Raw genomic sequence first — 14,944 nt, forward strand, 5'->3', positions numbered from 1 at the left:
GGCTACAATACGAGCTCTGGGATTCAGCCTTTTCACTCGGTTGATCAAATTACCCGTCTCGGTCCATTGAAAATCGATAACGTCCGCGCTCCTGATTACGGTCCGCAGCTCTCTCGAGAACAATAGAGCCAGTGTTAAGCGAAAGTCAGAAGACGTGGGCGACAAATACCATAAGAGCCTCTTGAGATTAACTTCAAGCCTTCGAACAAATGCCACATGAGAACCAACAAATATGTGCGGTCCCGATGGATTGGCCGCGCCCGTAGCCAGCTGCGCATCCCTGCGGGGCGCCACGAACACAAATTGCGCGTTCTCGCTGCGCAAATAGTCCTGAACGTACGCGAGGTAGCGCCCTCCCGCGTGTGGCGACGGAGAGCGCGGGATATCGATTCCAACGACCACTACCATCGTCCTCATACTCGCCTCGCCTGAATGGTCGACCGTGATCTCTTCCCTATAATTGGAACGCATATCTCCGTTACAGACTCTATAGATCGCTTGCTATCGATTTCAAAGCAGCTGCCAGTCGATCCGCTGCGCTCTCGGTCGCCATCTGAAGTCGAGAGGCTCTATCCGCCGCTATATCTCGGACAGAATTCGGGAGACGCAAGGCTTCGACTGCAGCGATGGGAGAAACATCTAGCCCGACGGCTAACGAATCAAAATAATCCCGAAATTTAAAAAGTGGCTCTTTGCCAGCTCCCGGAATATCTACCCAGATGGCCGGCGTACCATAAGAATGCGCGCAAATGAGGCCGTGAAGACTCGATGAAACGACCAGGTCCGCGTTCGAGATCTCCGCCAGGACGTGCCGCAACGGAAGGGTCGGAGGAACCACCGATAGCGTATGCGAGGCTTGTGCCCGCCGCAGATGCTCGCGGCCAGCTCGACTTGACCAACTCCTGAAATGAGGGATATACACCACGCCCGACCGACGGCTACCCTGCCGCGGCTTCCAGGATGGTGCGAGAACGCCTGGGTCGCCCACCGGAGTATCAAGCGGGAGTCCAAGCGCGTCCCGTGTATTCGGTCCCCGGACCGCCACGATATTGCCTAAACGCGATCGAACCATATCCCGCTCCTGCGTAGATGCTAAGGGCTCGCGAAGTCCCGACCCCCACACAACTGGGCCTCTGTGGGCGCGCTTAGCCACATATTCGATGATCGAACCGGTTGCGACGAACCTCGCTTCAGCGGCAGCTGCCCACCGCACATTGTGCCCCGTCAAATGCCTAAGAACAAATGGCGTGAGCTCATCACCGAAGTTTCGTGGGAGCTGCTTCGACTTCGCTATTAATCGGAACCACGTACCTGGATTCCGCCGAAGTTCCCTCCGCAGCAACTTCAGGTCGCGGGCTGGACTCCACCAGAAGGCGGCGACATTCATCAATTAGCGGCCCTTCCCGTGCCTTTGAGCAAATTCCACGTGTGTACCATGCTTCGCGTGTCAACTTTCATTGGGCGGAATAAGAAAAAGGCGATTACGAGCGCAATTATCGCACCGCAGCCTCCTAGAAGGAGTTCCACCACAGGGTTCGAAATACCAGGGATCAGTAACGTTGCATACGACGCGGCCGCTACGTATGAACCGTAGACGAGCAACCGAAAGCCTTGGATAGCGAGTCTTCGAGCGGGGCCCCACTTTCGAATCCAGAGCAGGCCGCTGGGCCAGGACAGAGCGAGCCCAAGAGAATAGCCCACGGCGACCGCTTCAACACTATACTGCGACCCTAGGATTACCAGTATCGCCACGCAGGAGCGAGTGATCAGAGTGAACTTGAGGTTCGAAGTTGTCTTGCCACTCGCGAGAAAAACCCAAAAAACCGCATAGCTAAGCGCCTGGAAGCAGCCAGCAATAGCCAAAAGTCTGAATAGATCAGCAGCACTACCCCACTGAGGCCCCAACAGAATGAGCACAAGGGCATGCGATTGAGACGCAGCGAATGACAGACCTACGATAACGGTGCCACCCACGAGCAGGTTCGCACGTAGCAAGAAGTCATCAAAACGGATTGGTTCATCGCGTAGTCTCGATAGCACCGGTAGCGCAACCTTTGTCGCTGGCGCTGATATCTGATTAAGCGGTAGCATTAACAGCTGGAATGCCCTATTGTATTCGCCAAGTGTGGTCGCCCCATATCTGCGACCAATCAGGAAGGAATCGATATTCTGGCTGATATAGAGTATCACCTGCGTACCAAGAAGACCCCAGCCATATCTAAGGAACAAGGACATCGGCTGCCGGCTTGGCTTGTGGGGCCACCATCGCGAAAGCACAGCCGATAGGATAAGTACGATAGTTGCGTCCGCCAATTGCTGCGCGACCAAAGCCCAATATCCGAAGCCTAAGACCGCGAGTCCGACAGCCAAGCAGACTCCGACTGCTTGAGCAGACGCTTCGCTAATGATCACCCGGCGGAACTGCATATTCCGACTTAGCTCAGCTCGAAACTGGGTAGCCATTCCTCCGAGAAGGAATACGATGGATAATGCCTGCACGACAGGGGCGAGACTGCCCATCCGATATACCGAGGAGATCAAGGGCGCGCACCAGAACGCTATCAACGCAACCGATAAGCCGACGGCGCTGTTTAGCCAGAATAGGTTGCTTTTCTGTGCGGTCGAAATTGACTTTGCTTGTATTGCCGCTTGACCGAGCCCAAAATCTCGAAGAAGACCGCCAACACCGACCACAGCAGTAACCATCGCGAGAACGCCAAAGTCCGAAGGTGACAATAGTCGACCGAGCACGACGACGCTCAGCATTTGAACAACAACCCTTGACAGTTGTCCGAGTAGCATGGTGGCGGCGCCGCGTGCTGCCTTGGAACCAAGCGAGTTCGAACCGCCTCTCGGCGGCGGACTATCCATCATAATCGGCGTACCCGATGTGTGTGCGAGCAGAAACACTACTCTTAAGCCGCTCAAGGAATGAATCGAATGCTAAATCTACGTAGTCTCTTAGGGCCGCTGCGGTTCCTTGATATGCACGAGGCATTCCGGAGCGGCATGCCTGAATGATTGCCTCCGCGAGCGCGCGTGGGTTCTGAGCTGGTACCTCGATGAGTTGTGCCCCCGCGATCTCTCGGATTTCAGCGAGTGCGGGGCTAGTACGTGTTATAACCGGACGGCCAGCGGCTAATCCCTGCCACACTTTGTTTGCAATCACTGAACTTGCCTTGGTTGACACCCCAAAGATACCTAACGTGATGTCCGAGGCGTGTATCAAGCTCGGAAGAGACGTTTCGGCGACCCGGTCTATCAGCGTGCAATACCTAAGCAAGCCACAGCTGCGGAGCCGCTCTTCCATGACGCCTCGCAGCGGGCCGTCCCCCACGAGTACAAGGTGGGCATCTATGCCAGCCGAGCGCACCTGCGCGAGCGCGTCAATAACAGTGTCCACACCGTGAAGCGGCGCATAGTTTCCATATTGAAGGAGTCGAACCTGCCTCGCGCTCAGAGTGCCAGGAGAATCATCAGGCACAGCCCAGTCCGGCGCGCCAACAGGCAAAGCTATAACGCTCGTTCTACAAGCACCGGAGTCGAAGATCTGTTCTGCACGGACGTTTGTGTCAACGAGGTAATACGACGACAGAACGACCGCGATTTTGTCTAGAAGTCGTAGCACCCGTGCGCGCAGAGAATTCACAGAATATTTCTGCCAATCCAAGACACGAGTCTCATAAAGTCCAACGAACCCGTCGACAACGTATACCGAATGACCGATGCGCGCTGCAATCCAACCAAGAACGGCGTACTGATTGGACAACTCCGAAAGCACGATCACATCGGCCGTGCCAGCAAGCCTGAAGAGGTCGAACACTGCTCGTATGCGTTTTCCGGGAGTTGAACGTCCAAAAGCACTGTGCCCGCGGTCCACCACGAGGACTTCGTAGCCCGCCTTGACAAGGCGTTCCCGAATCAATCTGTTTCTAGGGTAATCGGGATCGTGCACTGGAAAATAGACAACACGTTGCCTCCCAGTGGATAAATCCGCTGGCTGGCTAGTAGACACTGAGCCAGGAGGACGCGCGTATAAACATTTACGAAAGCTACCCTTTCGAGTCATCACGCCCATCCGCGAGAAGGTTCTCCCACAGCTAGCGTTTGAGGTTGGGAAATGGAAGACAACTTTTGTCCCTTCATGGGCCGCAAGAATGCCAGTGTGAAGAGCCAAAGTGGAAGAATGCTTCCCGAAAGGGCCCCCCAACCTGTAGCCGCGATCGCCACGAACCCGACGCCGATTGCAACAGAGGAGGCTGCGGCGCGTCCGCGATATCCGTCGCGCCCGCATTCACGTAGCGAGCGAACAATGGCTGCCAAAAGCGGAAATAGCATCAAAGTCGCACCAACAAGGCCAAGTTCGACGACCGCAAGCATGTAACTGTTATGCACTGGCAAGCCACCCGCCGTGAGCGCGTCATACTGACCGATAACATGTACATACTCGTTCGGTCCGATCCCCCACCATGGCGTCCGTTCAAACTGAGAAATTGCGAGCTCCATGAAATGGTCACGCGAGCCACCGCCGGGGTCCTCTAGGAAACGTGCTGAGATCTCGGGAATAAAAGGCATGATCGTGACGGCAAGTAGGAAGAAGAAGCCGACACGCCGTTGGACCGCGCCGACTCCGCGCATCACAATCACCCGTATTGTGATCATGATTATGAAGGCAGCGATATTGGCTCGGCCCTGCGTAAGCGCAACGCCGAGACCACACCCGGCGATGGTGAGGAGACTGAGTTTTCGCAGCTGGCGCGAAGGATCGTCGATCAAGGGAAGTACAAGAGCTGCTAGCAGAACAAGAGTCTTCCCCAAGTTGTTGGGGTGATTTAGCGTCCCATGAACCCTGCTGCCCATTAGCGTTGCTATCTCCGCCGGAAGTGGGAACGGATCTATGCCGACAAGTTGGAGAGCCGAGAAAACCAGTTGACAAACAACGATTGCTAACGCAGTTGTAGCGAGGACCAGTCGCGTGGCTTGATGGACGTCCGCGACGGAAGCGACGCTGATGCCCAGCACCCATGCCGCTACGCCAATACCTAGTTGCAACATGCCCGCTTGGGTGAAACTGTCCCAGGGCCACACAAACGCGAATGCAAAAATACAATACACGAAAAACGGCGTGAACGACTGACTAAGTCGGAGCCGCTTGTAAAATGCAAGGGTAGCGATCGCGAGTGCGATTGCGATGGTGTAAGTGGCTACTACTGGACGATCTTGACTGAGGCCCGCGTAAGGAATAGGACCAGAGGCAGTCAGCTGCTGTGGATAGAGTGCGAGCGCGACGAGTAAGACTACAAGTGAAACTTGCAGACCGCGCCGAGCAGAAGTCGTTAATATGAGAACGGGGATTGCGAATGCGACAAGCGCCGCCATCTTCATAACATTATTCATGCCATATCAACGCCTATGTGGTGCAGGGACACGCAACTCATCTTCGATACTCGGAAACGTTGTGTCCGAATATGGATCGCACCATCCCGATCCCCTTTGCAAAATGTGCTAGAGATTGTTGCCGGACCCTTCCGCGAGTGAGATCGAATGTGCATTCGAAGAATCCCAGGAGGCATCGAGAGGTTCCGAGTATGACAATCATCAGAGAGTTCGTATCGCGTAGTGTCACTCTGCGGGTTACGTTTCCGAGTCTGACATTACGGCGAAATATCCACCGAAAATTGGCCCGTTGTTGAGGAATATCCTCACTGACTATAGCCTCGTCACACCAGACGGAAGTCCCGCCGCTCGCGACAATTCTTCCGAAGAAGTCGGAATCACTGCCGCCTGTGATGGAGTAGGCTTCATCAAACCAGGGGTTTGCCAGTTTTTTTATGAACGTCCGATCTACAAGAGCATTATTTGTTGCGGGATGCGGGTTGACGTCGCCAGTTAGGCGGCGCGGGCGTTGAAAAAAACCACCGCTCGTGATCCACTTGGGGGTATCAGGCGAGAACCGCGGAACAACGGGACCAGTGACAATGGCTGCCCGAAGGCGCCGGGCCGCCATTAGCGTGCTGTACCAGTCCGGGTTCACCACTTCGTCGTCATCAACGAAGATAACCCAGCGTTCAGCGTCGGTGAGGTTCCGGAGGGCCGCATTTCTCGCCGCCACAATGCCTGGTCTTGGTTCACGTATGTAGTCGCACATAATGGGCGCTGCCCGTACAATCTCCTTCGCGGACGCGGAGCCGTCGTTATCGATCACGAGGACTCGCGGTAACGGCGTCCCGTCCGTACGCTCTTCAACGCTGACTGCAACGGATTGCAGCAGCTGCGCTAATAGGAGGGGACGTCGGTAGGTGGCGATACAGATGCACGTGCCGGGAGTTTGCACGTCTGACCGCGTCGTCCGAGAGCTCGGATCTGCCAGGTCTCGGCGTGCGCTGCCATCATGCCTCTGAGCCGTCATTGTTGCGAGTCACTAACCAAGCGGGAGGACCGACTCGATTGCCTCGCCTGCACACGCCCGGAACGCTGCAGAAGGGCAGGAAGGTGTTGACGACCAGCTATCCCTGCTAGACCAAGCATTACAGTTTGGATGTGTGGCATCCGCCCAGAACGCAACAAGCGGGCGAGAACAGTCCCGACGCCTTTTAAGTCTCGGGCTTGCAAGGCGTAGCGCAACGGCTGGCCGGCAATGAAGTCGGCCTTGGTAATCGGGTTCCAATTCGATCCGTGGTCGTCGACCCATCGGAGAGAACGTTGCCAGTTGCTGGACGCGGAGATACTTGCGCTGCTATTGACAAAGATCCGCGCGCCAACACAATTGGCGAGATAAACATGGCTACCAGCATCTTGTAGGCGAAGCAGCCAGTCCCAATCCTGGTGGCGTTCCAGCGAGGGGTCCCAAGGAACCCGCGCAGCTAGTTGTCGAGATAATAGGAGCGTTGAAGTGAACAGGCTCGCCCGTCCGACCTGAATGCCGCGTTTGAGAAAAAGATAGTCTTGGAGAGGCTGTCCCTGCTGCGGTGCACGTGCCGGTACCGGTCTGCTGTCGATCTCGCTAGATTCTGCACGCTGCACGGAGAAGCAACCAATTATGGGCTCAGAAGCAGCCTCGGCATGCGACACAAACTCTGCGACCTGATCCCTCAGCTTCGTGGGCAACCACTCGTCATCGTCATCAAGGAACGCGACAAGTTCGCCATCGGCTGCCTGCACGCCCAGATTTCGGCAGGCCGCTCCCCCGATGCGTTCAACGACGTTGAGAACGACGAGGTCGGGGCGTGCGGCGAGCCCCGGAGCGACCGCGCGACGTGCATCAGGGCCATCAGGGACGACGATGACTTGCACCGGCGGGGCGCCTTCTTGAGCGAACACGCTGGCAACAGCGCGGGCCAGCGACTTGCGACCGGTGGTTGGTATAACGACAGATATTTTCATTGCTGCATGAATCATATGGGAAATACCTCGGACGGAGCGTGTTCACCGAGGGTGCCGAGACGCTGGGACTGTGCGTTCAACAGTGCATCTCCGATTCTGGAGGAGCGACCGATGAGCATGCAGGCTGAGGGTCTTGCTAAGACGCCGGTGGAAGACAGGGTAGATGACTGCGACGCGGGGCAGGTTAGTGGCGAAGCGCTCCTTGATGGAGCAGTTCGTGCGCGGAGGCAGCGCGGGACGCTGCCACCGATGACAGGGGCTTCGCCGGATGCGAGCTCGAAACGTCTATCAGGGACGAGCTCGGCGCCTCCGATTCCACCCGATCGCAAATACGAGAAACCCCGATTCGGGGGCACCCAAGCGCTTATTCGCCAGCACAACGATGCCCATGGCCAGCGTCCCGAGCAGCGGGATCCACGCGAACCACGCGACGAACGGAATGCACGCGAGCACGAAGCCGCCGATTGCCCCACACTGCGCGACGATCGCGAGCCCTGCCCGGGCGGGGTGGATGCCGGGCCGTAGCCGGACATCGTCGGCACAGGGCCGTGCCCCGGCGGGGCCGATGCGGAAGCGTAGCCCGCCGGCACCTGCCACAGCGTCTGCGGCGCAGGCGCCGGCCCGGATGCTGCCGGCCAGTGGCTCGGCTGGCACGGGCAGTGCGTTGGGCGCCTGCGACGGGTCGCCGGGCGAAGCGGGATCGGTCGTGGCTGGTCTCCTCACGATCCGCGCCCCACGCGCGGTGCCGCGGTAGATCGGCGAGCGCTGCGGCGAGATGGCCGATGCCGAGTCTACTGAGCGACGCCGCACACAGATCGCGCGCACAAGGACGCCGCGACACGGCTGCTTAGGTAATTCTCATCTACCAGGTAAAGTTGCCGAAGAGAATCTTGAGGGGGAGCCCACGCATGGAGCTACGTGACTACCTGCGGATCATGCGCGCCCATTGGATCGGGATCGTGCTTCTGACGCTGCTCGGCATCGCGGTCGCCGCCGGCTGGACGCTTGTTCAGCCGCGCATTTACACCGCGACGACAAGCGGGTTCGTGTCGATTCCGCAAGTCGCCGCCGAAGACACGGGCACCGCTCTGACCGGCAATCAGCTGGCCATGGCGAAGGTCAAGTCGTTCGTCGACGTGGGCACCTGGCGGTCGGTCGCCGACTACGCCATCGACGAACTGCACCTCAAGACCAGCCCCGAAGACCTCGTCAAGCAGGTCGACGTCACGAACCCGCTCGACACGGTCATCATCCAGGTATCGGCCAATGCCACGACGCCCGAAGCGGCACGCGACCTCGCCGAAGCCTGGGTGCGCGGCATGCAGAACCAGATCGCCCAGATCGAGGGCAACGGCGCCGACGACTCGTCGGCGGTCACCCTCATCCCCGGCGACAGCGCTCAGTTGCCGGCTTTCCCCTCCTCCCCCAACGTCAAGCTCGCACTCGCCCTGGGAGCGCTCCTCGGCCTCGCAGTCGGCGTCGGCTACGCCGTGCTGCGCCACGTGCTCGATCGCCGCCTGCACGACCCGCGCGACATCGAGCATCAGACCGGTGCGACCGTGGTCGGCACCATTCCGCTCGAGAAGTCGCTGACTGTTGAGCGCGGTGTATTGACCTTCAACGGCTCGCGCCAGGCGCAGAATTCCACGATCGTCGCGGAGTCGATGCGCGAGTTGCGCACGAACCTGCAGTTCATGGATGTCGACCATCCTCCGCGCGTCGTTGTCGTCACCAGTCCTCTGCCCGGCGACGGCAAGTCGACCACTGCGGCAAACCTCGCCGTGAGCCTCGCCGCCACCGGCCAACGCGTCATGCTCATCGACGCCGACCTGCGTCGGCCCGTTGTCGCATCGATGTTCGGCCTACCCGAGGGGGCCGGCCTCAGCGACCTACTCGCCGGACGGGCCGCTCTCGCCGACGTCGTGCACGTCCCCGACCCGTCGGGCAACCTCGTTGTGCTGCCGGCCGGCCGCATTCCTCCCAACCCCAGTGAGATGCTCGGCTCGCACCGCATGCGCGAGCTGCTCACGTCGCTGAGCAAAGAGGCGATGATCATCATCGACTCGCCGCCCACCGTGCCTGTCACCGACGCGGCCGTGCTCTCGACCTCGGCCGATGGCGCACTGGTCGTCGTCTCAGCCGGACGCACCACCTACGACGTGCTGCAGAAGGCCCTCGAGAACCTGCACCGCGCCCACGGCAAGGTGCTCGGCGTGGTACTCAACAAGATGCCCCGCAAGGGCGCCGGTTCAGGCTACTACTACGGCTACGGCTACTACTACAGCGAAGACGAGGGCGCAGCGCCCACAGGCACGCCGGGCAAGCCCGCGAAGGCGACGAAGGCGACGAAGGCTACTGCGGAGTCCGCCGGTCCGCGACGCGCCAGCGCGCCCGCAGCTTCGGCTTCAGCGACGCGCGCCGTCGCTCCTGAGGCAGCGCCCGCGGCTCGGCCCGTGCGATCTGAGTCAGCCGCTCCCCTTCCGGCGAAGCCGGGCACGAGCGTCGAAGACCTGCTCGGCCTGTCGTGAGTGACTCGGCCCTACCCCGCCCGGCGCGGATCGCCGGCACCGTCCTCGTCTGGGTTCTCGGCGCCGTCCTCGTGCTCGCGCTCGCCGCCACCGCGTGGGTCACGGTGCGCGGTGTTCTCGCCTACACCCACCTGCAGAAGGCACAGTCCACCGCCCTACAGGTCAAAGACCACCTCACCGATACCGGGGCCGCCTCGTCCTCAATTGCCTCGCTGTCGGCCGACACGGCCGCCGCCCGTCGGCTGACCTCTGACCCCGTGTGGCGCGCGAGCGAGATGCTGCCCTGGGTCGGTCCGCAGCTGTCGGCCGTGTCGACCGTGGCCTCGACCATCGACGACGTCGCGTCGACGGCGCTTCACCCGCTCACCCAGGTCGCCGCATCGTTCTCCATCGACTCGCTGCGCCCCAAAGACGGCAAGATCGACCTGGCGAGCTTCACGTCGATCCAGTCGGCGGCGACGACGGCGGCCACCGGCATCACCTCGGCCGCGGCATCCATCGACGGCATCGACCGCGCCCCGCTGGTCGCACCGCTGCGCAACGCCGTCGACCAGGTCGGTGATCTGCTCGACCAGACCGAGCAGGCCACGGCATCCCTCACCCGCGTGTCGGCGTTGCTGCCGGCCATGCTCGGCGCCGACGGTGACCGCAATTATCTGGTGCTCTTCCAGAACAACGCCGAGCTGCGCTCGCTGGGCGGCGTGCCCGGCGCCATGGCCCTCATCCACACCCACGACGGCGCCATGACGATGACCGCGCAGGCCGCGGCGACCGACTTTCCGGTTGCCGATACATCGGTGGTGCCGCTGGGGAAGGAAATCGTTGGTATTTTCGGAGAGCGCCCCGGCCGCTGGATGCAGAACATCACGCAGGTGCCTGATTTCGCGATTACCGGGCAACTCGCGCGCACGATGTGGGCGAACGAGCACGATGGGCAGAAGGTCGACGGGGTGCTGTCGATCGACCCGATCGCGCTGTCCTACCTACTCAAGGCCACCGGGCCGGTGAAGCTCGCCACCGGCGATACGCTCACCAGCAATAACGCCGTCTCGCTGTTGCTAAACGACGTGTACAAGCGCTACACCGATCCGCGCGAGCAAGACGCGTTCTTCGCTGCGGCGGCCGCATCGGTGTTCAGCGCCCTCGCACAGGGCAATGCCGACCCCGGCGCGCTGGTGACAGCGCTTACCCGCGCAGGTGACGAGCACCGACTGCTCATCTGGAGCGCCCATCACGACGACCAGAAGCTGCTGGCCGACACGACGCTCGCAGGTGGGCTACCGGAGACGGACGCCACGACCGCGCGCTTCGGTGTGTATCTCAACGCCGGCACCGCCTCAAAGATGGACTACTACCTGCGCGACGACATCTCCGTCGACTGGGGCACGTGCTCGGTCTCCTCGTCGGGCGAGGCATCGGGCACCGCGACGCTGGCGGTCAAGCTGAAGAGCGAGGCGCCGAAGGATGCGGCGTCGTTGCCTAGCTACATCGCGGGTACCGGCAACCGCGGCCCCACTCCCGGAACGATCCGCACGGTGGTGTATCTGTATCTTCCCGAGCCGGTGCAGCTCGTCGACGCGAAGCTGTCGACCGGCGATGGATTCGGCGGCGGCTTTCACGACGGGCGGCACGTGCTGAGCTACACGGTCGATCTGAAACCCGGCAAGTCGGCCACCGCCACGATCACGGTGAAGGCGAGCGGCGGGGTGCCGAGCACACTCGCCGTGGACGCGACGCCGACGGTCGTATCGCGCGACACGGTGGGGCTGTCGAGCGTTTGCAAGTAGGGGGGCGCTGGGGGCGGGCTGGCTCGAGGTTCGGGCGGCTCGAGGATCTGGCGGCTGGGGGTGCTCGGCGCGGGCGCGGCTCGGTGCGGGCGGCTCGGTGCGGACGGCTCGGTGCGGACGGCTCGGTGCGGACGGCTCGGTGCGAGAGCGGCTGTGCGCGGGCTCGGCCGGGAGCGGCTGTGCCAACGCGGCAGGGGGTTCATTCTGTGCCGTTTTGTACGAAGTTATCCACAGTTGCGAGCGATTTTGAGTTCTCCACAGATTTGCCGCTGACCCGGTTTTTCCCTTGCGTCTCGTTCGAACACGCGTACGATGGTTCTTATGAAACATCCCCTCGGAGGCCTCGACGACGCGATCGCGGCGCTGCGACGCGCCTGGCCCGCCGAAGGCTCCGCCGCGGTATCAGAGATCGGGCGCGATGCGCTGGTCGCGGTGAACGACGCACTCGGTGAAGTGGGTCGCCGGCTCGATGCGGTGCGCGCCGAGGTGGCCGCCGAGATCGATCATGAATCGCGGCCCGAGTTGGGCGCCGACTCGTTGGCCAAGCAGCAGGGGTTCCGCAATCCCGCGGCCCTCATCTCCGCAACCACCGGCGTCGGCACCGGCGATGCGAAGCGACTCGTGTCTGTCGGCAAGGCCATCGCGCCGCGACAGAATCTGATCGGCGAGCAGCTGCCCGCGCGACACCCTCACGTCGCCGAGGCGATGAAGTCGGCACGACTCGGATTGGCCGCCGCCAACATCATCATCGCCAGGCTCGACCGCATCGCCGTGCGCACGACCTTCGATGCCCGCGATGAAGCCGAGCGCATTCTCGTAGAGAAGGCCCCGGGTCTGTCTGCCGATCAGGTGCGCAAGCTCGTCACCCAGGCCGAGGCATGGCTCGATCAAGACGGCGTCGAGCCCAAAGAACGCGATCGGCGCAGCGAGCAGTATGCACGCATGTGGGTTCGCGACGGCTTCCTGTGCATCGACGCGAAGTTCGAAGTCACGGCGGGTGCGCCGATCAAGACCGCGGTCGAGGCGACTGTATCCGCGTCGTTCCGCGCTGCGAAGGATGTGTTTGAGGGCGACGAGCCCGATCAGCGGTCGCTGCAGCAGCGCCAGGCCGATGCTCTCATCCAGCTCGCTGAGCACGCTCTGGGCTGCGAACACAACGACCTGCCGCTGGGGGGAGCCAGCGTCGTCGTGCGGATGGACCTTGAAACCCTCCAAGAAGGCGTGGGACTCGCGGAGATCGACGGGATCGACCAGCCGGTGTCCCCCGAAACCGCCCGGCATTACGCTGCGGCGGCGAAGATCATCCCCGTCGTGCTCGACGGCAAGGGCGAGATCCTCCACTGGGGTAGAGAGAAGCGCTACTTCACACGAGCTCAGAAGCTGGCGCTCGTCGAGCGTGACGGTGGATGCGCGATGTGCAATCTTCCACCGGGCATGACGAAGGCGCATCATCTGAACTGGTGGAGCAGAGATCACGGCGAAACCAACCTCGAAGAGGGCGTGCTCTTCTGCGAGCCGTGCCACCATCACATCCACGACAACGGGTGGGAGATCCGCATCGAGGGCAAGGGCACGCGGGCCAAGGTGTGGTTCATTCCGCCAGCGACGGTCGATCCTGCCCGGACGCCCCGGCTCGGTGGCCGCGCCCGGTTTGATTACGCGCTCACGGCCTGAGTGCGTTCGCACGCGGGCCGGCTGAGCGGGTTTGACGGAGCGCGGGCGCTGACCACGAACGGTCCGGCGCACGGGCGCTGAGCACGAACGGTCCGGCGCGCGGGCGCTGAGCACGAACGGTCCGGCGCGCGGGCGCTGAGCACGAACGGTCCGGCGCGCGGGCGCTGACGGCCACCGTCCGGCGGCGCGGCACGCCCCTGACCGGTGAACGAGCTGACACCGCACCACGCGCTGACCGCACGAGCGGCGCCATTCCGTCACACAACGCGACCGAGGCTGACCGATGTCTGTGAACACCCCTAAGATCGAAGATGTGCGTCTGAGCGTGGGGCTCGACACGCGAGTATTCGATTCTGGGGATTACTAGGGGAGATCGTCGATGAGGTCTGGGCTCATCGCGGCTGTGGTCGGCGTGTGCGCCGCCCTGTCGCCAATCGCTGCGCATGCGGCATCCATCCATCCGTCCGACGAATGCACGACCGTCTCGTCGAGCGCCTGCGAAAGCAGCGGCATCTACGACGCCGGCAACCCGACGACCGTCCGCGTTGCGGACGCGAACGGGGGCCAAGGTCTGCTCAGCGCCTGGCTCGGCGGCGGCGCGCTGATGCTCACCGCGGGTGCCATCACCATGGCCACCAGCATCCGTCGCACGCGCAAGGCCGCCGGCACCACCACGACCGAAGCCGTCACCGCCGGCTGAGCCCGGTACGGCTACTCGCGATCGCGCCGCGCCCGCGTCTGCTCAGCCCGCGTCGCCAGCAGCTCGTCGGCCGGATAGCCGACTTCCGCCAGGGTGAGCCCCCGCGCCGCCAGCACCTTGAACGCACTCGTGCGCTCACCGGCATCGCGCAGCGTCGCAGCATCCGCGATCGACAACCGCCCCTCCCCGACCGCCACACACGCACCTACGAGGGCACGCACCATCGAATGGCAGAACGCATCGGCACGGACGTTCGCCACGAGCACCCCGTCGCCGGCACGATGCCAATCGAACTCGAGCAGCGTACGGATCGTCGTGGCCTCTTCGCGCGGCTTGCAGTAGGCCGCGAAGTCGTGCAGACCGATCAGCGACCGGGCGGCAGCATCCATCGCCTCCACATCGAGTGACGCACGCACCGTGGTCGTGCGCGCGCGCTCGAGCGGATCGTAGCCGCTCACCAGATCGGCCACCCGGTACTCATACCGCCGCCACACCGCCGAGAAGCGCGCGTCGAAGCCATCCGGCGCCACAGCGGTGCGATGCACCGTCACGTCGGGATAGGCACCCAGCGCGCCGCGTACGCGATAGGCGAGCCGATCGACGGGGTCGGATGCCGCATCCCGCCGCGTCTGCGTGAAAAGCCGCTCGCGCTGCCCGTCATCGAGGTCGAGATGCGCCACCTGGCCGCGCGCATGCACGCCCGCATCAGTACGACCGGCCACGACCAACCGCGGCGCACCGCCGAGAATGCGCGCCAGAGCGTCTTCGATGGTGCCCTGCACCGTACGCAGCCCGGGCTGACGCGCCCACCCGCGAAAATGCGTGCCGTCGTAGGCGATGTCGAGCCGGATGCGCACGACCACCAGCCTACG

The 14,944-nt window shown here is 62.1% G+C and carries 12 protein-coding genes; 4 read left to right on the forward strand and 8 right to left on the reverse strand.

The annotated features are described in order from the left end of the window. Window positions 1-487 precede the first annotated feature (487 nt). From PU630_RS17425 to PU630_RS13095, 7 genes are all read right to left on the reverse strand, one after another. Window positions 488-1,387: a polysaccharide pyruvyl transferase family protein gene (locus PU630_RS17425; RefSeq protein ID WP_428982008.1), complete on the reverse strand. Its 900-nt coding sequence runs from the start codon at window positions 1,385-1,387 to the stop codon at window positions 488-490. Further along, the gene (locus tag PU630_RS17430) at window positions 1,387-2,874 is read right to left on the reverse strand and encodes a lipopolysaccharide biosynthesis protein (protein ID WP_428981955.1); all 1,488 of its coding nucleotides are present in this window, start codon (window positions 2,872-2,874) and stop codon (window positions 1,387-1,389) included. The genes PU630_RS17425 and PU630_RS17430 overlap by 1 nt, the downstream gene beginning before the upstream one ends. Continuing rightward, window positions 2,864-3,823, reverse strand: coding sequence for a glycosyltransferase (locus tag PU630_RS13075; protein WP_275277500.1), 960 nt, complete (start codon window positions 3,821-3,823; stop codon window positions 2,864-2,866). Before PU630_RS13075 ends, PU630_RS17430 begins: the two co-directional genes overlap by 11 nt. A gap of 245 nt (window positions 3,824-4,068) precedes the next feature. Next, complete coding sequence (locus PU630_RS13080) at window positions 4,069-5,055, reverse strand: O-antigen ligase family protein (protein WP_428981956.1); 987 nt, start codon at window positions 5,053-5,055, stop codon at window positions 4,069-4,071. Window positions 5,056-5,434: 379 nt separating this feature from the next. Beyond that, entirely contained in the window at window positions 5,435-6,409 is a 975-nt protein-coding gene (locus tag PU630_RS13085; RefSeq protein ID WP_275277502.1) for a glycosyltransferase family 2 protein, read from the reverse strand. Continuing rightward, a complete protein-coding gene (locus PU630_RS13090) occupies window positions 6,406-7,398 on the reverse strand; it encodes a glycosyltransferase family 2 protein (protein ID WP_275277503.1) in 993 nt (330 codons plus the stop codon). The genes PU630_RS13085 and PU630_RS13090 overlap by 4 nt, the downstream gene beginning before the upstream one ends. Window positions 7,399-7,671: 273 nt before the next feature. Beyond that, window positions 7,672-8,037 (reverse strand): hypothetical protein, encoded by a 366-nt coding sequence (locus PU630_RS13095; RefSeq protein ID WP_275277504.1) that lies wholly within the window; start codon window positions 8,035-8,037, stop codon window positions 7,672-7,674. 254 nt (window positions 8,038-8,291) lie between these two features. On the opposite strand from PU630_RS13095, the gene PU630_RS13100 reads away from it, so the two are divergent. The 4 genes from PU630_RS13100 (at window position 8,292) to PU630_RS13115 (ending at window position 14,072) form a co-directional block, all read left to right on the forward strand. Beyond that, a complete protein-coding gene (locus PU630_RS13100) occupies window positions 8,292-9,911 on the forward strand; it encodes a tyrosine-protein kinase domain-containing protein (protein ID WP_275277505.1) in 1,620 nt (539 codons plus the stop codon). Next, window positions 9,908-11,698 (forward strand): DUF4012 domain-containing protein, encoded by a 1,791-nt coding sequence (locus PU630_RS13105; protein ID WP_275277506.1) that lies wholly within the window; start codon window positions 9,908-9,910, stop codon window positions 11,696-11,698. The genes PU630_RS13100 and PU630_RS13105 overlap by 4 nt, the downstream gene beginning before the upstream one ends. Window positions 11,699-12,019: 321 nt before the next feature. Beyond that, entirely contained in the window at window positions 12,020-13,372 is a 1,353-nt protein-coding gene (locus tag PU630_RS13110) for a DUF222 domain-containing protein (RefSeq protein ID WP_275277507.1), read from the forward strand. 379 nt (window positions 13,373-13,751) lie between these two features. Further along, window positions 13,752-14,072 carry a hypothetical protein gene (locus tag PU630_RS13115; protein WP_275277508.1) on the forward strand — a complete coding sequence of 107 codons (321 nt, stop codon included), beginning with the start codon at window positions 13,752-13,754 and terminating at the stop codon, window positions 14,070-14,072. 11 nt (window positions 14,073-14,083) lie between these two features. Here the strand turns inward: PU630_RS13115 and truA are convergent, their stop codons facing one another. Further along, window positions 14,084-14,929 carry a tRNA pseudouridine(38-40) synthase TruA gene (gene truA, locus PU630_RS13120; RefSeq protein ID WP_275277509.1) on the reverse strand — a complete coding sequence of 282 codons (846 nt, stop codon included), beginning with the start codon at window positions 14,927-14,929 and terminating at the stop codon, window positions 14,084-14,086. Between the last annotated feature and the right edge of the window lie 15 nt (window positions 14,930-14,944).

Origin of the sequence: Microbacterium horticulturae (assembly GCF_029094505.1) — a bacterium.
Lineage (GTDB): Bacteria > Actinomycetota > Actinomycetes > Actinomycetales > Microbacteriaceae > Microbacterium > Microbacterium horticulturae.